The sequence below is a fragment of the Halomonas sp. SpR1 genome (assembly GCF_031010175.1).
GTDB lineage: Bacteria > Pseudomonadota > Gammaproteobacteria > Pseudomonadales > Halomonadaceae > Vreelandella.
Genome location: NZ_JAUAMB010000004.1, coordinates 32,499 through 51,491 on the forward strand (window position 1 = coordinate 32,499; position 18,993 = coordinate 51,491).

At 56.1% G+C, this 18,993-nt stretch carries 15 protein-coding genes; 5 read left to right on the plus strand and 10 right to left on the minus strand.

The features are described 5' to 3' along the window. Positions 1–34 precede the first annotated feature (34 nt). From preA to QT231_RS04460, 4 genes are read right to left on the minus strand one after another with little or no spacing between them, the layout of a single operon-like run. Positions 35–1,378, minus strand: a complete 1,344-nt coding sequence (gene preA, locus QT231_RS04445; protein ID WP_308335719.1) for an NAD-dependent dihydropyrimidine dehydrogenase subunit PreA — start codon at positions 1,376–1,378, stop codon at positions 35–37. Next, positions 1,375–2,754, minus strand: a complete 1,380-nt coding sequence (locus tag QT231_RS04450; protein WP_308335720.1) for an NAD(P)-dependent oxidoreductase — start codon at positions 2,752–2,754, stop codon at positions 1,375–1,377. The genes preA and QT231_RS04450 overlap by 4 nt, the downstream gene beginning before the upstream one ends. A 41-nt stretch (positions 2,755–2,795) precedes the next feature. Next, entirely contained in the window at positions 2,796–4,235 is a 1,440-nt protein-coding gene (gene hydA / locus QT231_RS04455) for a dihydropyrimidinase (protein ID WP_308335721.1), read from the minus strand. Between the two features lie 28 nt (positions 4,236–4,263). Beyond that, positions 4,264–5,130: a nitrilase-related carbon-nitrogen hydrolase gene (locus QT231_RS04460; RefSeq protein ID WP_308335722.1), complete on the minus strand. Its 867-nt coding sequence runs from the start codon at positions 5,128–5,130 to the stop codon at positions 4,264–4,266. Between the two features lie 579 nt (positions 5,131–5,709). Here QT231_RS04460 and QT231_RS04465 point away from each other — a divergent pair. Then, on the plus strand, positions 5,710–7,227 hold the full coding sequence (locus tag QT231_RS04465) for an NCS1 family nucleobase:cation symporter-1 (protein WP_308335723.1): 1,518 nt from the start codon (positions 5,710–5,712) through the stop codon (positions 7,225–7,227). A 29-nt stretch (positions 7,228–7,256) separates the two neighbouring features. Here QT231_RS04465 and QT231_RS04470 read toward each other — a convergent pair whose 3' ends face one another. Continuing rightward, entirely contained in the window at positions 7,257–8,159 is a 903-nt protein-coding gene (locus tag QT231_RS04470) for a LysR family transcriptional regulator (RefSeq protein ID WP_308335724.1), read from the minus strand. Between the two features lie 203 nt (positions 8,160–8,362). On the opposite strand from QT231_RS04470, the gene QT231_RS04475 reads away from it, so the two are divergent. Beyond that, positions 8,363–11,071: an EAL domain-containing protein gene (locus tag QT231_RS04475; RefSeq protein WP_308335725.1), complete on the plus strand. Its 2,709-nt coding sequence runs from the start codon at positions 8,363–8,365 to the stop codon at positions 11,069–11,071. Here QT231_RS04475 and QT231_RS04480 read toward each other — a convergent pair. From QT231_RS04480 to QT231_RS04500, 5 genes are read right to left on the minus strand one after another with little or no spacing between them, the layout of a single operon-like run. Continuing rightward, positions 11,068–12,090 (minus strand): GTP-binding protein, encoded by a 1,023-nt coding sequence (locus QT231_RS04480; RefSeq protein WP_308335726.1) that lies wholly within the window; start codon positions 12,088–12,090, stop codon positions 11,068–11,070. The two genes, QT231_RS04475 and QT231_RS04480, sit on opposite strands and share 4 nt — an antisense overlap. 3 nt (positions 12,091–12,093) lie before the next feature. Further along, positions 12,094–13,128, minus strand: coding sequence for a GTP 3',8-cyclase MoaA (gene moaA, locus QT231_RS04485; protein WP_374694376.1), 1,035 nt, complete (start codon positions 13,126–13,128; stop codon positions 12,094–12,096). After that, the gene (gene glp, locus QT231_RS04490; RefSeq protein WP_308335728.1) at positions 13,125–14,396 is read right to left on the minus strand and encodes a gephyrin-like molybdotransferase Glp; all 1,272 of its coding nucleotides are present in this window, start codon (positions 14,394–14,396) and stop codon (positions 13,125–13,127) included. The genes moaA and glp overlap by 4 nt, the downstream gene beginning before the upstream one ends. Next, positions 14,393–15,016: a molybdenum cofactor guanylyltransferase MobA gene (mobA, locus tag QT231_RS04495; protein ID WP_308335729.1), complete on the minus strand. Its 624-nt coding sequence runs from the start codon at positions 15,014–15,016 to the stop codon at positions 14,393–14,395. The genes glp and mobA overlap by 4 nt, the downstream gene beginning before the upstream one ends. Beyond that, positions 15,013–15,900 carry a formate dehydrogenase accessory sulfurtransferase FdhD gene (locus QT231_RS04500; protein WP_308335730.1) on the minus strand — a complete coding sequence of 296 codons (888 nt, stop codon included), beginning with the start codon at positions 15,898–15,900 and terminating at the stop codon, positions 15,013–15,015. Before QT231_RS04500 ends, mobA begins: the two co-directional genes overlap by 4 nt. Positions 15,901–16,017: 117 nt before the next feature. Here QT231_RS04500 and QT231_RS04505 point away from each other — a divergent pair, with 117 nt between their 5' ends. From QT231_RS04505 to QT231_RS04515, 3 genes are all read left to right on the plus strand, one after another. Further along, entirely contained in the window at positions 16,018–16,458 is a 441-nt protein-coding gene (locus tag QT231_RS04505) for a DUF3305 domain-containing protein (protein WP_308335731.1), read from the plus strand. Continuing rightward, positions 16,455–17,078 carry a DUF3306 domain-containing protein gene (locus QT231_RS04510; protein WP_308335732.1) on the plus strand — a complete coding sequence of 208 codons (624 nt, stop codon included), beginning with the start codon at positions 16,455–16,457 and terminating at the stop codon, positions 17,076–17,078. The genes QT231_RS04505 and QT231_RS04510 overlap by 4 nt, the downstream gene beginning before the upstream one ends. 200 nt (positions 17,079–17,278) lie before the next feature. Further along, on the plus strand, positions 17,279–18,991 hold the full coding sequence (locus tag QT231_RS04515; RefSeq protein ID WP_308335733.1) for a 4Fe-4S dicluster domain-containing protein: 1,713 nt from the start codon (positions 17,279–17,281) through the stop codon (positions 18,989–18,991). Positions 18,992–18,993: the final 2 nt, after the last annotated feature.

Here is an 18,993-nt window from a genome sequence, read left to right on the forward strand (position 1 = left end):
AAGCAATGAGGGCGGTGGGTAAAGCGTTATGCGTTTATGAGGCTACGCGGAAAGGATTACGCGGGTCGTTATCCCAGGCCAGGAAGGGTTGCCCTGTTTCCTGGGGCACCATGGTGATGCAGTTTTCAACCGGGCAAGTGATCTGGCATAGGTTACAACCCACGCACTCCTCTTCGATCACCTCATAACGCCGTGCGCCGCCTTGTTCAGTGAGCTTGGCAATCGACTGGTGCGAGGTATCCTCGCAGGCGATATAGCAGCGGCCACACTCGATGCACAGATCCTGATCGATCTTGGCAATGGTCTTGAAGTTGATATCCAGGTGTTTCCAATCGGTGGTTTGCGGTATCGCCTTGCGGGAAAACGCCTCAATGGAGTCGTAGCCCTTTTCCGCCATCCAACGGGAAAGGCCGTCCTTCATCTCTTCTACAATGCGGAAGCCGTTGAGCATCGCCGCCGTGCACACCTGTACGCTACCCGCGCCGAGAGCGATAAATTCCGCCGCATCCCGCCAAGTGGAGATACCTCCGATGCCGGAAATAGGCAGCGTTGGCGTTGCTGGGTCGCGGGCAATTTCCGCCACCATGTTCATGGCAATGGGTTTGACGGCGCTGCCGCAGTAGCCGCCGTGGGTGCTCTGGTGGCCCACGGTGGGTTTGGCGACCATATTGTCCAGGTCGATACTGGTGATTGAGTTGATGGTGTTGATCAGCGAGACCGCATCGGCACCGCCGCGCAGCGCTGCCTGTGCTCCCACGCGAATATCGGTAATGTTAGGGGTGAGTTTTACAATCACCGGCTTGGAGTAGTGCTTCTTACACCAGTAGGTGACTTTCTCGATCAGATTAGGGTTTTGGCCTACCGCCGCCCCCATACCGCGTTCCGGCATGCCGTGGGGGCAGCCCAGGTTGAGCTCGATGCCATCCGCGCCGGTGGCTTCCACCAGTGGCAGAATATACGCCCAGGCCTCCTCGTTGCAGGGCACCATAATGGAGACGATCAGCGCCCGGTCGGGCCAATCCTTCTTCACCTGGGTGATCTCTTTAAGATTGATCTCCAGCGAACGGTCGGTAATTAGCTCGATATTATTAAAGCCAATCACCTCGCGGTTTTTGCCGTAGTGGGCTGAATACCGCGAAGAGACGTTCACCGCCGGCGGCTCTTCGCCGAGGGTTTTCCATACTACGCCGCCCCAGCCCGCTTCATAGGCGCGCACCACGTTATAGGCTTTATCGGTGGGCGGGGCGGAGGCCAACCAGAACGGATTGGGGGCTCGGATACCGGCGAAATTTACTGATAGATCAACGCCATTAACCACACTGTCGCCGCTATTTTTCTTGCCTGGAAAAGAGAGCGGGGGGAAAGATGTTGTGTTCATGCGGCCTCCTGTTTGGCGGCAAGCGCTTGATGAATGGCGTGGGCGGCCAGCTTGCCGTGCTGCACGGCCTGAACGGTAAGATCTTGGCCGGGTTTTATGCAGTCGCCACCGGCATACACATTGGGCAACGAGGTACGTAACATGTCATCCACGTAAATGCGTTCGCCGTCGCGAGCGAGCTCGGCGGCGGTGGCATCGCTAAGGCTTTCACCATCGAAGCCCTGGCCGATGGCTTTAAAGATGGCGTCAGCGGCAACCTCGAAAGTTTCCCCAGTGGTAGTTAAGCCGCCCGCTTGCTCGTGGGTCTTGGCAAAGCGCATGCCCGCTACACGGCCCTGGTCATCCAGCAGAATCTCGTCGGGCTGCGCCCAGGTGACCATACGCACACCGTTGGCCTTGGCGATCTCCTGCTCATGGTCGGTGGCGGACATCGCATCAACGCCGCGACGGTAGACCAGCGTTACTTCGTTGGCCCCCAGTCGAGCCATTTGGGTGGCCATATCGATAGCGGTATTGCCCGCGCCGATTACAAGGCAGCGTTTGGCTACCGCAAGGCTGCTCAGGTCGTCGGCTTGGCGCAGGGCCTTGATGTAGTCCACGGCAGGCATCAAACCGGGAGCTGCTTCCCCGGTTAGCCCCAAGGCGCGGCTGGTGCCCAGGCCTAAACCAAGAAACACGCTGTCGTACTGCTGGTGCAACGTGGCAAGTGCCAGGTTATCGCCTAGGCGCTGGCCATACTGGATGTCGATGCCGCCGATCTCTAATAAAAACTCCACCTCCTTGCGGGCGAAGTCATCGGTCATTTTGTAGCGGGCGATGCCGTATTCGTTTAGCCCCCCAGGCTTCTGTTCAGCTTCAAAAATCGTCACCTGGTGGCCCAACATCGCGAGGCGGTGAGCGCAGGAGAGCCCCGCCGGCCCGGCACCTACCACGGCAATATGACGGCCTGTGCTGGCGGAACGCTTAAAGGGGTGGCTAGCGAACTGCATATGATCCGTGGCGTAGCGTTGTAGCAAACCAATCAACACCGGCTGGCACTCGGCGTCGTGGTTGCGCACGCAGCTGCGCTCACAGAGGATTTCAGTGGGGCATACCCGGGCGCAGCTGCCGCCTAGAATGTTGGCTTCCAGAATGGTTTCCGCCGCGCCGTTGATATTGTTTTCGCTGATCTGACGGATAAAGCTCGGGATGTCGATATCCGAGGGGCACGCCTCGACACAGGGCGCATCAAAGCAGTAAAGGCAGCGCTGGCTTTCAATCATCGCCTGGCGCGGGGTAAGCGGCGGATGTAGGTCGCTAAAATTGCTTTCCAGCGTCTGCGGGTCGTAGGTGCCGACCTCTTTTGCGCTGAGTAGATGATCAAGTGAATGAGTCACGGTCGTTTCTCCTGTTATTCTTTTAGGGCGCAGGCTTTGGGTTAGCGCGTTACTGCAACAGGCGCATTCAGCTCGGCGCGCTTAGCCAGTAACTCGAAAACGCCGGGATAGGCGGGGCGCTCTATATAGCGGCCCGCACCGCGCTCGGCGCGGAGGTCTCCGTCCCGCCATACCCACTTACCGTGGCTGATGGTGTGGCGGGCGATGCCGCGTACTGTTTTGCCCTCGAAAATATTGAAGTCAACGTTCTGGTGATGGGTTTCGGCAGAAATAGTCCGGGTGCCGTTGGGATCCCACACCACGATATCCGCATCAGATCCCACCTGAATCGCCCCCTTGCGGGGGTAGAGGTTGAAAATCTTGGCTGTGTTGGTCGATGTCAGTGCGACGAATTCCTGGGGCGAGAGTTTGCCGGTGTTAACGCCTTCATCCCATAGCACGGCCAGTCGATCCTCGACCCCGGCGGTGCCGTTGGGAATTTTGGTGAAGTCGTCTTTGCCTGCGGCTTTCTGATCGGCGCAGAAACAGCAGTGGTCGGTGGCGGTGGTTTGCAGATTGCCTGATTGCAGGCCGTGCCAGAGGGCTTCTTGATGCCCTTTGGGGCGGAAGGGGGGGCTCATCACGTGGGCGGCGGCACGGCCCCAGTCAGTATCTTGGTAGACGCTATCATCGATGAGCAGGTGCCCGGCTAAACATTCGCCGTAAACCGGGTGACCCTGCTGGCGGGCGTAGGCGATTTCATCCACTGCGTCCTTGGTGGAGACATGTACCAGGTAGATCGGCGCGCCTAAGGTGCTGGCAATGCGGATAGCCCGGCTGGCAGCCTCGCCTTCGACCTGGGGCGGACGGGAAAGAGGGTGCGCTTCCGGCCCTGTCATGCCCTGGGCGAGCAGTTTCTGCTGCATGTGGTACACAAGCTCGCCATTTTCCGCGTGAACGGTGGGGATCGCACCCAGCTCCAGACAGCGCGAAAAGCTCTCCACTAAAATGTCGTCGGTGGCCATGATGGCGCCTTTATAGGCCATAAAATGTTTGAAGCTGTTAACGCCGTGTTCGCGCACCAGGGTGCCCATCTCCTCCCTGACGCTCTCGTCCCACCAGGTGATCGCCACGTGAAAGGCGAAATCGGTGGCGGCTTTTTCCGCCCAACCTTGCCAGGTCTCAAACGCTTCCAGCAGCGACTGACCCGGCTGGGGAATCACGAAGTCGATAATTGATGTGGTGCCCCCGGCCAGGGCTGCGGCGGTGCCAGTATAGAAATCCTCGCTGGCCACGGTGCCCATGAACGGCAACTGCATATGGGTATGGGGATCAATACCGCCGGGCATGACCAGTTGCTCGCTGGCATCAACAATCTCGCAGCCTTCGGGGAGGTCTAAATCGGTGCCAATGGCGTGGATTTTACCGTCGACACACAGTATGTCTGCGCGATAGGTATCAGCGTGGGTGACGACGGTGCCGCCCTTGATTAATAAGCTCATCGTTAGCTCCTGTATGTTGCCAGCAGAATCATTCGCCGTCGGTTAAGCGGGTATAGGTTTCCGGGCGGCGGTCACGGAAGAACTGCCAGTTGTTGCGTACCTCCCGCACCATGTCCAAATCGATCTCGTGAACCAGCAGCTCGTCTTCGGTTTCGCTGGCCTGAGCTTCGATTTTGCCGCGGGGGTTGACTATGTAGCTGGAGCCGTAGAAGTCGCCGATATTCCAGGGTGCCTCAGTGCCTACGCGGTTGATCGCAGCGATAAAGCAGCCGTTGGCGGCGGCAGAAGCGGGCTGTTCTAGCTCCCACAGGTATTGGGAAAGGCCGGCCACGGTGGCGGAGGGGTTAAAGATCACCTCGGCGCCGTTGAGTGCCAGCGCCCGCCAACCTTCGGGGAAGTGGCGGTCATAGCAGATGTATACACCTATTTTGCCGTAGGCAGTGTCGAACACTGGCCAGTTGGATTGGCCCGGCTTGAAGAAAAATTTCTCCCAAAAACCGGCTACTTGAGGGATATGGGTTTTATGGTACTTACCCAGGTAGCTGCCGTCGGCGTCGAATACGGCCGCGGTGTTGTAGTAAACGCCGGTTTCGGTCTCTTCATACACCGGCACGATAATGACCATGCGGTGCTCGGCGGCGAGTTTCTGCATCATCTGACAGGTAGGGCCTTCCGGTACTCGTTCAGCGGCGGCGTACCACTTGCCGTCCTGGCTAGGACAAAAGTAGGGCTGATTAAACACTTCCTGGAAGCACAGCACCTGCACTCCTTGCTTAGCCGCTTGCTCAATCATCGGCAGGTGGGCCTCGTTCATGGCGTCGCGAATAGCCTCAGGTTCAAGATCAGTGCTAGTTTTCAGGCCCATCTGAATCAGCCCAATTTTCATCTTCTGCATGAGACGCTCCCTCTTATTGTGGGTGTGTGGCCTATGTTTGTAGTGTGCTTTTAACTAGTTTTATAAAGCTGACGAAATAGACAGCTTTTGTTGAAAGTAGCGCTGGGAGGGTGGTTTTAGCAAGTCTTTAATAGCGATTTGTTAAATCGTGTTTAACTCTTTGAGTTTGTTTGTTTTTATTATTTTGGGTAGTGGTATTCACTTTTTTGGTGAACCCTTGCACCGTTTTGAATTTTCTGTTTTTAATTTTAAAATCATATAGTTATTTTGTTTATAATGGATGTGTGACGTGTTTTTTTGTTTAAAATTGGTGCAAATATTTTTTTTGATCTAGCTTTGTTTAATCGGGTTTTGTTTGAGGTGGATAGGCTGAAAAGGTAACAAGCTAACAATAAGATTGTTGTCTATAAAGACAGCTTTTTAATCAAAGAGTTAGTGGTTCTGCTTTTGTAGACAGGCACACTTATTGCTTTGTTTTTAAAAGCGATGATTTCTAAGAGCCATGATTTCTAAGCGTCTTTTTGAACAGCTCCACTGACCGTGGGAGTGATGGGCAACGCAATGCTGAGGAGATATAAAATGACCGAAACAACCTCTCAGATGGTGGATCGAGGCGGACTGATAGAGCTTGATGTGGGGGACGATGTACGCAATAGCGCGCGCTTTAATGAGGATATTGCGCCTACCCAGGCCAGCGAGCGCACTTGGAGCAAGTGGAATATCGCGGCGCTGTGGGTAGGCATGTCGATCTGTGTACCCACCTACACACTAGGTGGGGTATTAACTGCCTACTTTGGCTTGAGCGTGGGGGAGGCTCTATTCGCCATTCTCTTGGCCAATGTGATCGTGTTGATTCCTCTTACGTTAAACGCCTTTCCTGGAACCAAGTTTGGCATCCCCTTCCCGGTCGTGCTGCGCTCATCGTTCGGTATTTTAGGCTCTAACGTACCCTGTCTGGTGCGCGCTTTGGTGGGCTGCGGCTGGTTTGGTATTCAAACCATGTTTGGCGGGTTGGCGATTCATCTGCTGCTCTTGGAATTGATACCCGCCTGGGCAACGCTGGGCGGCGTCGGCGAAGTGATCGGCTTTTTTGTCTTCGGCGCGATGAATCTCTACGTGGTGATTCGTGGGGCAGAGTCGATTAAATGGCTAGAGACGCTGGCGGCGCCGCTGCTGCTTGCCGTGGGGCTTGGTCTGATGGTGTGGGCATGGCCGCATATGTCGATGACCGAGCTGCTGGCGCAGCCGCCATCACGGCCTGAAGGGGCGTCTGTTTACGGTTATTTCTTCGCCGGCCTAACCGCCATGGTGGGTTTTTGGGCCACGCTATCGCTGAATATTCCCGATTTTAGTCGTTTTGCCAAAAGCCAAAAGGATCAGATTGTTGGCCAGGTGATTGGATTGCCGCTAACGATGTTTTTCTTTGCCGCGCTTGGTGTGGTGCTAACCGCTGCTTCTGAATCGTTGGTCGGTCAAACGATCGCTGATCCTGTGAATCTGATTGGGATGATTAATAGCCCTTTCTGGGTAGTGCTAGCGATGCTGTTGATTATTATCGCAACCCTCTCTACGAATACGGCCGCTAATATCGTCTCTCCCACCAACGATTTCCAAAATATAGCCCCCAAATTTATTAATCAGACCCGCGGCGTGCTTTTAACGGGGGCTGTGGGTGTGCTGTTGATGGCCTACGACCTGTTGCAAAAATCGGGTGTTATCCCTTCAGGGGTTTCTCTTGAGCAGATGTACTCTAACTGGTTACTGGGTTACTCCAGCCTGTTGGGCCCCATTGCGGGCATTATGGCGGTGGATTACTTCCTGATTAAAAAGCAGCGTTTGGATATACCCAGCCTGTACATGGATAGCCATGCCTATCCTGCTGTAAATATCGCCGGTTTCATCGCCTTCGGTGTGCCTGTGGCGCTTACCTTGCTATCACTGTTAACCGGCACTATGAACTGGTTCTACGACTACGGGTGGTTTACCGGATCGGCGCTGGGGGCCATCATTTATTTTGTCGCAAGCCAAGTGCTGTCTTCTTCGTCACAGGTGGGGCCTGCACCGGTCATAGCCAGCGAGGCTATGAAGCAGCGTTAAATGTTCAGCCTGACTTCATTTTCCTGGGATTAGCTGCTCTTGATGAAACGTAAGAACGCATCAACAACGCGGTTGGGGCGGCGGTCATGACGGGTAATCAGTACAAAGGGGATGCGGTAGTGTTGCGTGTTGGTATGCAGCGCCCGCATCTTGCCTGCGGCCACCCACTGTGCTGCGACGTGCTCAGGCAGAAAGCCGATAAAACGCCCGGTCAGAATCAAAAAGGCGGCGCCTTCGCGGTCGGATGCCGAAGCGCGCAGGCTTAACGCATCATGCGCCTGACGCGCCTCAACCGGTAGCGGATAGCGTGGCGAAATAGCTGCGTGCTGGGCGATTTCCTCATAACTGAGCATATCATCATGCTGATTAAACAGCGGATGGCCTGCCGCGCAGTAAAGGTAGGATGGCTCATCATACAGGTGCCGCGCTTCTAAACTGGTGGGCAGGTTCACCGCAGGCACGACGCCGACGTGCAAGTGGCCATCCATAACACCCCTGATGACCGCGTCAGACGGCTCCATATGAATGTGTAGCGTTACCTCATGTTCCGGCGCGCTAAGCTCCGTCAATGCATTGGTGACATGCATGGCGGGCAGTGTCACCAGGTTATCGGTAATGCCTATATTCAGCTCGCCCTTGATGGTTTGATGCAGGGCGTTAACGTCACTTTTGAAGGTTTCCAGCGCGGTAAGTAGCGTTAATCCCGCCTGGTAAATCTCTTTACCCTCCTCGGTTAAACTAAACCCGCCACGCCCCCGTTGGCAGAGCGAGAAGCCCAGCCGCCCCTCCAGGTCGTTCATGTGCTGACTAATGGCCGAGCGACTAATGCCCAGCGTGGTTTCCGCTGCGGTAAAGCCGCCGCACTCAACGACTGTCTTAAAAATACGGATGAGACGTATCTCGTAGTCACTCATCTGGCCCAGCGATGCCATAACAATTCCCTGGTAGTTGTCTATCGACGCATAACGTCACGCTTTTCAGTGTATTAACGGTGATAAAAACTGATATACATCCTAAAAGCGCCGCGGCACTATCGGACAAAGCGACGTGTCAGCGCGCGCTATGTATGGTTTGTGGTTACTTTTTACACTGTATCAGGTGTCCCGATGGGTTACCTGAATAAGGCTTCTGCGCGATGTCTGTTACTTCCGTTAATATCAATGAGGGTGTGCTGAAGGCGACGAAGACCTACCGTCAGCAGCGCCGTCATGTGATTGCGTTATATCTGTTAGCACTGTGCGTTATGGTGGTGCTGTTTAGTTGGCTGCTTAGCGAACAGCATAAGCAGGAAATTGAGGCCGCCGAGGTGCGTATTACCGCCCGTGCCAACGTGGTCACTGAGTGGGCAAAAGGCGTGTTCGCACAAAGCGGCCAAGCGCTGTTTGGGCTTGCGGAACTACTAGCTCTGCAAGGGATGCCCGATAAGGACAACGCCGAGGCGCTTCAGCGTTCATTAGAAAATTTGACCCGTTATGTTCCCATGGTGGATGAGATCGCTGTTCTGGGCCCTGATGGACGCGTGCTGGCGAGTGGCCGCGGTAACCGGAAAGCAGATACTGACATCAGCGATACCGTGTTTTTTAATGCCTTTAAGCACGCGGGGGAGACGGAATTGATTACCCCGCTTTACTGGTCTACCAGCGACCAACGCTACTATTTGTACCATGGCCGACGATTGGAGACCTCCACCGGCGAGTTTGCCGGCGTGGTGATCTCCAGCATTGTGCCTGAAGTATTTGCCGACGCGCTTGAGCAGATGAGTGTCTACGATGGTGAAAGTATTGCTCTGGTCGACCCCAGCTTAAAATTGATTGCCCGCTACCCGATACCAGAAGCGCAATTTACCACCGGCAGTCAAATTGAGAGCCCAGAAACGACTGCGTGGCTCGCCCGTGGCGAGACTACTTGGTCAATCAATTTTGACTCACCTATCGATGGCCGTAAGCGGCTGTTTCGTATGCTCAGGGTCGGCGAGTATCCGATGCTGGCCGTGGTCGGAGTTGACCTCCATGAGTTGCTTTCCGCGTGGCGACAGCGCGCTTTTATTTTAATACTGGTGACGGCAGTGATTGCCCTGCTGGGCGCTTGGGGGGCACGCCACTACCTGAACCGTTTAGCGTTAGCACATCAACTGCGCCAGCGTATCGAGGAGCGGGAACAGGCACGTGCCGAGGCGCAAATCGCCGCTGCCGCTTTCCAAACACACTTAGGTATTCTGATTACCGATCCACAGGGCACCATTCTCAAGGTTAACGAGACCTTTAGCCGTATTACCGGCTATAGCGAAGCCGAGATAGTGGGAAGCAACCCACGCATGTTCAATTCTGGCTTACAAAACTCAGCCTTTTATCGCCGTTTATGGAAGCGTGTTATCAAAACCGGTAACTGGGAAGGCGAGATATGGAACCAGCGTAAGAATGGTGAACTGTTTCCCGAGTGGCTAACCATAAGCGCTGTCTACAGTGATGAGGGCACCTTAACTCACTACGTGGCCACCATGAGTGATATCAGCGAGCGTAAAGCCGCTGAGCAGGAGATTCATCAGTTGGCGTTTTATGACACCCTAACCGGGTTGGCGAACCGGCGGCTGTTCATGGATCGTATGGGCTCTGCTCTCAAGGAGCTCCAACGCCATCAGCGGTGTGGCGCTCTACTGTTTATCGATATCGATAACTTTAAGCAAATCAATGACACTCTGGGTCACTATGCGGGAGACCAGGTGTTACAGAGCGTTGCAAGACGGATGGGCCAAATGTTGCGCGATACCGACACCTTGGCGCGCCTGGGGAGCGATGAGTTTGCGGTATTAATTGAAGGTGTTGATAGTAATTACGCCCAAACTACCCGGCTTGCAGAGCGTATCGCGCATAAATTGCTGGCAACCCTAAATACGCCAATCACCCTTGCCGAAGAGGGTGTTACGGTGACGGGGAGTATCGGCATCGCGATTATGGCGAGCAATGAGTACAGCGTTGATGATTATCTGCAGCAGGTGGATATGGCGCTTTTTCAGGCCAAGAGTAACGGACGCCATGGCGTGTGCTTTTTTGATCCCTCAATGCAGGCTGCGCTACTGGCCCATGTAAAATTAGAGGCGGATCTACGCCAAGCCCAGGTTTACCAGCAGTGGCAGCTTTATTATCAGCCCCAGGTGGATCACCACGGCAGAATTACCGGCGTGGAAGCGCTACTGCGCTGGCATCATCCCGAACGCGGTATGGTCTCGCCGGGTGATTTCATTCCGTTGTTAGAAAACACTGGGCTAATAAACGATGTGGGCGAATGGGTATTGGAGGACGCCTGCTATCAATTAGCACGTTGGGCGCAGCACCCTCGACTAAGTCAATTGACCATATCGGTGAATATCAGTCCGCTCCAGTTTCGCGATGAGCAATTTCTGTCCCGAGTCGAGGGGGTTTTTGCGCGTACCCAGCCGCCCCTGCAGCAGCTAAAGCTGGAAGTGACCGAGTCACTGTTTGTGGAAGCGCGGGATGACGCGCGGGATAAAATGCTCACCCTTAAAGCGCGGGGTGTACGCTTCTCGCTGGATGATTTCGGCACCGGTTACTCGTCACTGGCTTATTTAGCCCAACTGCCGCTGGATCAGCTTAAAATCGACCAATCCTTTGTCCAGCAGGTGCTTGATAGTCAGGCTAACGCGGCGATTGTGGAGAGTACTATTGCCCTGGCAGAGAGCCTCAATCTAGAGGTCATAGCGGAAGGAGTAGAGACCAAGGCGCAGCAAGCATGGCTACTGGCCCACGACTGCCACGCCTACCAAGGCTATCTGTTTGGGCGTCCGGTCGCCGCAGCGGCCATTGAGAGGTTGGTTATTGGCGATTAACCCAGTGTTAGCGAGCAGAGCCGACCTTCTATATCGATAGCGGGGGCGGTATCGGGAAGGATAACTTCCAGCCGGGAGTCTTGCCGCCAGGCGCTGGTTTCGATGCTTAAGGCGCCATCAGCGCGGTTAAGTCGTTTCCAGCCGCTATCAGTATGAAACACGCCTTTAATGCGCGCTTGCTGGGGCAGTTCTCCCAAACAGTTGGCTAGGCGATCCAGGTCAAAGCGCTCGCTTGGGTGCCAACGCAACCCCGTACTGGTGTAACCCAGCGAGGTGCCGGTTTCGCGCTGAGGCTTGCCGGGAGGGGGAGGGAAGTCAAAAAACGTGCCCTCCAGGCTGGGTGTTGCCGCCAACTGTTGATGGCTGACGGGGACGCTGATATCCCTCGCTTCAGCGCTTCCACTGTGCATCAATAGTGCCAGTGGCAGTTCGCCTTGAGTCGCCTCCTGCACCCATTTGCGCGGCGGCCAGCGCTCAGCCACGAAAGCGTGGGCAGCGCTGCGCTGTTCGGGCGTGCTCTGGTCGAGCATGGTGAGCGCTACGGCGTCTGCCATATCGAGCTGGTCGCGGAAGGTGTCGTGCTGCAGGGCGCGGGTGTCGTCCATTCGTCGTGGGTCGAGGGTAGCAATAATATCGCGCACTTCCACCACCTCATGAAAGGCTTCGCCGCGCAGGAGATCCAGCAGGCCGGCCGGGTGGCCAAGGCCAGAGGGCTCGATAATTACCCGGTCGGGTTTGCTGCGGGCGAGTAGATTGACCAGCGCCGCTTGCAGCACAAAAGCGAGCTGGCAGCACAGACAGCCGCCTGGCAGGCCTTTCACCACCACATCGTCACGGGCGTCAAACATAGCTTGGTCAATACCGATTTGACCAAATTCGTTGACCAGGATGGCCCACTTTTCATCCACAGGCTTCTGCTCAATCAGGCTGTGGATAAGCGTGGTTTTACCGCTACCAAGAAAACCGGTAATGATATGCACCGGCACTTTTCGCGTGGTCTTTCTTTCTGACCCAGCCAACGCCTAGCCCCCTGTCATATTCATAAAGCGTACTACCTGCACATCGCCATCGGTAGTGAAGTGGTGGCGCTCCGGCTTAAGCGGCAGGGCGTTGATAATAGCCTCTTTCAGCGCCTGCATATTACCGGGTTGGCGGCGCAGCACAGCGCGCAAATCCACCGAGTGTTCGTTGCCTAGACAGAGCAGCAAACGGCCTTCCACGGTCACCCGTACCCGGTTGCAGGTATCACAAAAATTGTGGCTATGGGGGGAGATAAAGCCTACCCGACTGTCGCTATCCGCCATTTTGAAGTAGCGAGACGGCCCAGGAGTGGTTTCGGTCGTGGGAATCAACGGGTAGCGGGACTCAATCAGCGTCTGTACGTCATCGCTGGAGTAAAAGGTTTCCGCCCGAGAGTGGTCGGAAACGTCGCCCAGCGGCATCTCTTCGATAAAGCTAATATCGAGATTTTCCTGACGGGCGAAGGTGACCAGGTCGATGACTTCGTCGTCGTTGCGGCCTTTCAAAATCACCGCATTAAGCTTGATACGCTTAAAGCCCGCTTCCTGGGCGGCGTGAATGCCGTCGATCACCTTGGCTAGATCACCGGTACGGGTGAGTTGCCTAAAGCGCTCCGCATCCAGTGAATCCAGGCTGATATTCAGCCGCCGTAGGCCGCTGGCGTAAAGCTGCTTGGCGTGCTTGCGCAGGCTGGCGCCGTTGGTGGTCATGGTGAAGTCATTAAGGCCTGGCATGGCGCCAATCTCATCGACAAGTTGCTCAATGCCGCGACGTACCAGTGGCTCGCCCCCGGTAAGGCGAATCTTCTCAACCCCAAGCTCGGTGAAGGCGCGCGCTACCATGGCGATCTCTTCCAGCGTCAGTACCTGGGCGCGGGGCAGAAAGGTCATCTCCTCGCTCATGCAGTACACGCAGCGAAAATCGCAGCGATCGGTGACCGAGATGCGCACGTAACTAATGCGCCGACCAAAGTCGTCGATCAGTTGCTGGTTAGCCAGCGGCTGAGACTGTTGATGTGCGGTTCGTTGCTCGCTCATAGCCATCCCGTTAGTGGTTGTATGCTGACTACCTCGCCTGGTTGGGCGCCGTCTTGGTCATCGGCAAGCTCAATCAAACAGTTAGCTGCCACCATCGAGGTTAAAATGCCCGAACCCTGGGCGCCGGTACTACGCACGTGTAGCTGCCCTTGCTCATCAGTATGGTAAATGCCGCGAATAAAGTCAGTGCGTTTGAAGCGGCTTTTTAAAGCGTTATCGGCAATCGCAGTAAGACGATGAGGTGACGACAGTGGCAGTCCATAAAGCCGATCCAAGAGCGGCTTTACAAACTGTAGAAAGGTTACCATGACCGCCACCGGATTGCCGGGTAAGCCAACAAACGGTGTGCGCGCAGCACCTAGCCAACCGCAGACCATAGGGCGCCCAGGGCGCAGCGCTACCCGCCAGAAGGCCAAACGACCCAGTTGTTCAAGGGCATCGCGGGTAAAGTCAGCTTGGCCCACCGATACGCCGCCGCTGGTAATCACCAGGTCGCTCTGCTTGGCGGCGTTTTCAAGGGCTGTTTTAGTCGCTGTTAAATCATCCGGCAGAATGCCCAGGTCAATCACCTCGGCGCCCTGTTCGGTCAGCAGGCCCATCAGCGTAAATCGGTTGGCGTCGTAAATGCCTGCCTTGGGTAGCGGCTCGCCAGGCGCAGTGACTTCATTGCCGGTGGAGAAGATTGCGACCTTCGGGCGTCGGTAAACCGTTATTTCGGCATAGCCCAAGGAGGCTAAAAGCCCGAGGGAGGCCGCATCAAGCCGTGCCCCCTCAGGCATAGCGGTATCACCAATGGCAATATCTTCACCGGCCTGGCGAACGTGTTGGCCGTGTTTGAGGAGCTCCGGCGACTCAATGATGACATGCGCTGGCTGCTCTTCATGGGGGGCACGCAGCTGTTCACTCATCACCACTGTATCGGTGCCGGGCGGCAATGGGGCGCCGGTGGTGATGCGTACACAGTGCCCGGCAGGCACCAGCTCGCGGCGATACTGCCCGGCCAACACCTCACCTGCCAGCGGCCAATGGGTTTGCTTGGCCCCGACCCCTTCTCTCGGCAAGGCTAACGCCACGCCGTCCATGGCTGCATTGGTGTTTTGCGGCACGTTAATGGGAGCATGAACAGTTGCCGCCAAGCGGCGGCCGTGGGCCTGCGCCAATGGGATCTGCTCAATTCCCAGCGGGCGCTCAATAAGAGTGGCAAGCGACTGACGCGCTTCGTCAACGCTAAGCATCTGTTCGCCCAGGTCAAAGCAGGAGAGGGTCATTTTACCTCCTTGCTGGAAGATCCCATGAGTACCTTTTCCAGACGCAGCTTCTCCTCTTCGGTATTGAGATTGGCAAAAGCGTCGGGGCAGTCCGACATATCGACTTTGCACCAGTCGTGGCGGGCGTACCAGCGGTCGATCTTACGCTCCCCTTCGGCCAAGGTAGCGGCCAAATCATCGGCAAGCGAAGTGCGCAATAGCGCAACCACCGGGTGCAGCCGTTCACCGTCAAAGGCCACGGCGATGTCATGCTCGCCGTTCTCTGAGGCGATGCCGGCCACCATCCGCGCTACTAAATCGTCGGGCAGCGCAGGGGAGTCGCAGGGGACTACCAGTAACCAGGGGGTGTTTGCCGCGCGCAGACCGCTATAGATGCCCATCAGCGGACCTTTAAAGCCGCCTTCAGCATCTGCAATTACCCGATCAGCGAAAAAGCGGTAAGCGTCGGCATTGCGGTTGGCGTTAATCACTAGCTCGGCCACCTGGCCTTCAAGGCGCTTGACCACATGGCCGACTAGCGGCAGGCCTGCAAAAGGTTCAAGCCCTTTGTCTCGGCCGCCCATTCGGCGCCCTTCGCCGCCAGCGAGAATCATGCCAGTGAGGTCGTGAGAGGGGATCATGAGCTTGCCTTTGTTGATGAGCGATATTCTTGTGAAGAACGGGCATGGGATGGTCGCGACGGGATCGCGTCCAGCGCTAAACGGTTTTGGGTATTGATCGCCTGAAAGTGGCGGCCTTTGGCGCGGGCGATCAGCATCACTCCAAAGCGTTCGGCCAGTTCGACGCCTTTTTGGGTGACGCCCGAGCGCGATACCAGCACGCTTATGCCCATTTGGGCCACTTTAAGTACCATCTCAGACGTTAGCCGCCCGGTGGTGTAGAAGATATCCGCATTGGCACTATCTGCCTGCTGCAACCATTGGCGCCCCGCCAGGGTATCCACTGCGTTATGCCGCCCCACATCCTCTACAAAATCAAGCACCTCGGTTTGCTGGCACAACGCACAGCCGTGAACGGCGCCCGCGCTGCGATACGTCTCATTATAGGCGTTAAGATTTTGTAGTAGTTGATAGAGCGTGGATTGGGCCAACTGGGTAGCAGGCAGCTTCGTGAGCGCGGTTTGATCAAGCAGTTTACCAAATACCGTGCCTTGGCCGCAGCCGGTGGTCACCGTGCGGGTACTCAACCGTGCTTCCAGATCTTCGGGCAGATGCCGGGTAACCACCACCGCCGCTTCGACCTCCCAGTCGACCTGGACTGCCTGCAAATCGTCTGCAGCGCGCAGCAGCCCCTGATTGCGCAGATAGCCAACGACTAAGGCTTCCGGATCGTCGCCCAGTGTCATCAGCGTGACAATTTCACGTTTATTGAGGTAGACCGTCAACGCTCTTTCAGCGGCAATCGCCTGCTGGCGGGCATCGCCATACTCATCGACGATGCTGATCTCGGTGGTGGCTGGCAAGCGGGCTCGGCTTATCTGAAGAGCGGGCTGAAGGGCGGGCATGGCGAATCCTCGCAAAACGGTTCTCGCAAAACGACAGGGTTGACGATGATGGCGCCGGGGAGGCTTACTTGTCTACCTATTCAAGCGCTATCCGTTTATGGCAAAAGGTCTGATGTAATGAGTGATAACCTACGCCCAGTCAGTATTACCTTGATTGCCGAAGCCAAGCAGGTGGGGCGCTTTAGCCTAACCCAGTGGCGCATTGCTGAGCTTGCGCTGTCTGATCAGGGTGAGCATGTGCTTAACCTACAACTGTCGATGACCGAGCGTGCTGCCTACCGTTTTAACTTAACCTCCGCTACCTCGCGTTTATTTGTGCGGGCTGGATTCACTGGCCAACCCCCCAAACCTGACGCTATCACCGCCAGCCAGGATGTGGCGGCGGGTTGGATGGATGGCGAACAGCAGGTGCTCGAAGCGCCCATGCCCATGGCTATTCAGATCTGGATTGAGAGCTACCTCGCGCGCCACGGCGAAGCACCGCTGGAAATGCGTAAGAAGAAACGCAAAGGGGCAGGGCGGGCGAAAGAGACGCCCACCAAGGAGCAACCAAAATGAGTCGTTTGGAACGCTGGTCGCGGCTTAAGCGTAATCTGCCAACGCAAAATGACGAGCCACCCGCGGGCGCACCCAGTGATGAAACGTCCGAGGAGCCGAATGCTGCGGCTTATAACGAGACCGAGCAGCCGCAACAGGCACCTGAAACACCGCCAGACCCAGAACGAGAACCAGAACCCGGCAGTCTCGACCATACATTGCCTGATCCAAATACATTGGCAGCGGGCAGCGACTTCAGCGCTTTTATGGCACCGGGAGTAAGCGGCCCTTTACGCAGGCAAGCATTGAAACGGCTATGGGCGACCGGCAACTACAACGTCCGCGACGGTCTGGATGACTATGACGCCGACTATAATAAACTGTTGAAGCCCATGGGCTCCGAGCTCGCCAGCCAACTACGCCGCTGGACACATAAAGTGGAAGAGGTCGTTGATAAGTCGCTAGAGGACGCCGAACCCGAGCCTCACAAAGAGCTGACAGCTGACGAGCAGACAAATGAGCAAGCGGTGACGTTAGAGGAAGAGTCCTCAAAGTCTTGCGCTGACAGTGACAACACTGTAAAAAAAGCGCCGCTAGACGACCAGTCTGATTATTTATCAGGTACTAAGACGAAAACATGAGATTGACAATAAGTCGATGAAATTCAAAAGCTTAGCAATGCAATAGATCCCTAGCGTTGGCAGCGTTGACGGTAATCAGGTTGGCAAATTATGGATTTCGCCATAGGCTGAACTTAGCGTCAACGCATTGTTATGCCACAATAGTTAAATAATATAACTCAAAATTATAATAAGAATTATTCACCTGACCGTGAGAACGCATGAACCAACGAATCCAACTGGCGTCGGTAGACGACCAGCGCAATGCCGAGGCTCGGGAGACGGTACGCCAGCGTATCTCTTGGCCCGCTAACCTGACGCCTGCCAATGTGACCTATCACAGCCGCGGTCATGCGCTGTTAATAGGGTCGGCCGATGACGTTTATCCAGCCGCTCGCGCGCTTCAAGGGCGCGGCCTAGCATCGCTGACGCTGTTAGTTACTGAGTCGAACAGTCCGGGAGATGACACTCTCGGAGCTAGCGAGCCGCTGATCACCCAGACATTGACCCAGGAACAGCTCAGCCACCTGCGTATCAACGGTTATCTGGGGGCTTTTAGCGTCCAGCTTGACGACGGCGATTCACCGCTGAATCTTGCCCGTGCATTGATTCAGCGCGACGGCTTTGACCTAATCCTTGACCTTGCTGCGACTACCCACACCCAGCGCTGGGAGTTGCCGCCACCTGGCTATGTGGTGATGCAGTGGCAGAATGTTGAGCAGCGCAGCGACACTCTCGACGATTTTGTAGGGCTGGTGGGCGAATTCGACAAGCCGCGCTACTTCCAGGTCAATAGCGACTTATGCGCCCACTCCACCAGCGGCAATATTGGCTGCACCCGCTGTTTGGACGTCTGCCCGGCGGATGCTATTTCCAGCATTAAGGGGCGGATTGAGTCTCACATTGAGATTGATCCCTTTCTTTGCCAAGGCGTCGGCAGTTGCACCAGCGCCTGCCCCACCGGTGCTATCGAATTCCGCCTTCCGGAAACGCGCCGCCAGCAGGATACGCTCTCCGCTTGGTTGAGCGCCTACCGTGAAGCAGGCGGCCAGGTGCCGGTGCTGCGTTTTATTACCCATGATTCGCAGGACGCCGAACGGGCTGCTGGTATCGTGCCCGCAGGCCATGTGATTGACGCCCCGTTAGAAGAGCTGGGAGCAGCGGGTCACGACCAATGGCTAACCGCCCTGGCCGCCGGTGCCGCCGAAGTGCGTATCCAGCTTCACCCCAATATGCCCGCCCGCTTGAGCGCTTTTTTGCTCGATCAGGTTGCCCAAGCTCATGCATTGCTGGACGCCTTGGGCCATGACAGCGCGCGCGTAAAACTGATCGAGATAGCCGATGGCGCCGCCCGTGATGCGTTACCGACGCTAACGCCGTTGACAGAAGCGCCGTTGAGCCTACCCGAGCCAGAAAAGCGTGCGCGTTTGAACCACGTTTTGGCGCGGCTGGCCGAGCTGGGAAACCCCAGCGGCGAACGGGCTGAAGTGCCGGTTGGCGCTGCCTACGGTGCGATTCAGGTCGATAGCGATGCCTGCACGCTGTGCCACGCCTGTGTCAGTAACTGCCCAACCCCGGCGCTGAAGTCGGGTGGGAAAACGCCCGCGCTGAGCTTCCTTGAAGCGGACTGCGTGCAGTGCGGCCTGTGTGAACAGGCTTGCCCAGAGAATGCGATCACTCTGATGCCCGGCTTCCTCGCCTCCAATGCCCGCGAGACGCGCCAGATTTGCCATGAAGAGGCGGCGTTTGAGTGCATCAGCTGTGGTAAGCCGTTTGCCACTGTCAGCACGGTAGCGACGATTAAACAGAAACTTGCTAACCACCCTTACTTTGCCGGTGAGGCAATGATCCGTCTGGAAATGTGTGAAGACTGCCGGGTAAAAGATGTGTGGAAAACCATGATTCGCGACCCTGACGCGCAACTGAAGGTATAAGC

Excerpts from the sequence above, each read along its gene's own strand:
- QT231_RS04515 (WP_308335733.1), top strand. The coding sequence starts at position 17,279 with ATGAACCAACGAATCCAACTGGCGTCGGTAGACGACCAGCGCAATGCC.
- glp (WP_308335728.1), bottom strand. The coding sequence starts at position 14,396 with ATGACCCTCTCCTGCTTTGACCTGGGCGAACAGATGCTTAGCGTTGAC.
- QT231_RS04475 (WP_308335725.1), top strand. The coding sequence starts at position 8,363 with ATGTCTGTTACTTCCGTTAATATCAATGAGGGTGTGCTGAAGGCGACG.
- QT231_RS04465 (WP_308335723.1), top strand. The coding sequence starts at position 5,710 with ATGACCGAAACAACCTCTCAGATGGTGGATCGAGGCGGACTGATAGAG.
- QT231_RS04510 (WP_308335732.1), top strand. The coding sequence starts at position 16,455 with ATGAGTCGTTTGGAACGCTGGTCGCGGCTTAAGCGTAATCTGCCAACG.
- preA (WP_308335719.1), bottom strand. The coding sequence starts at position 1,378 with ATGAACACAACATCTTTCCCCCCGCTCTCTTTTCCAGGCAAGAAAAAT.
- QT231_RS04470 (WP_308335724.1), bottom strand. The coding sequence starts at position 8,159 with ATGGCATCGCTGGGCCAGATGAGTGACTACGAGATACGTCTCATCCGT.
- QT231_RS04505 (WP_308335731.1), top strand. The coding sequence starts at position 16,018 with ATGAGTGATAACCTACGCCCAGTCAGTATTACCTTGATTGCCGAAGCC.
- QT231_RS04500 (WP_308335730.1), bottom strand. The coding sequence starts at position 15,900 with ATGCCCGCCCTTCAGCCCGCTCTTCAGATAAGCCGAGCCCGCTTGCCA.
- mobA (WP_308335729.1), bottom strand. The coding sequence starts at position 15,016 with ATGATCCCCTCTCACGACCTCACTGGCATGATTCTCGCTGGCGGCGAA.
- QT231_RS04460 (WP_308335722.1), bottom strand. The coding sequence starts at position 5,130 with ATGCAGAAGATGAAAATTGGGCTGATTCAGATGGGCCTGAAAACTAGC.
- moaA (WP_374694376.1), bottom strand. The coding sequence starts at position 13,128 with ATGAGCGAGCAACGAACCGCACATCAACAGTCTCAGCCGCTGGCTAAC.
- hydA (WP_308335721.1), bottom strand. The coding sequence starts at position 4,235 with ATGAGCTTATTAATCAAGGGCGGCACCGTCGTCACCCACGCTGATACC.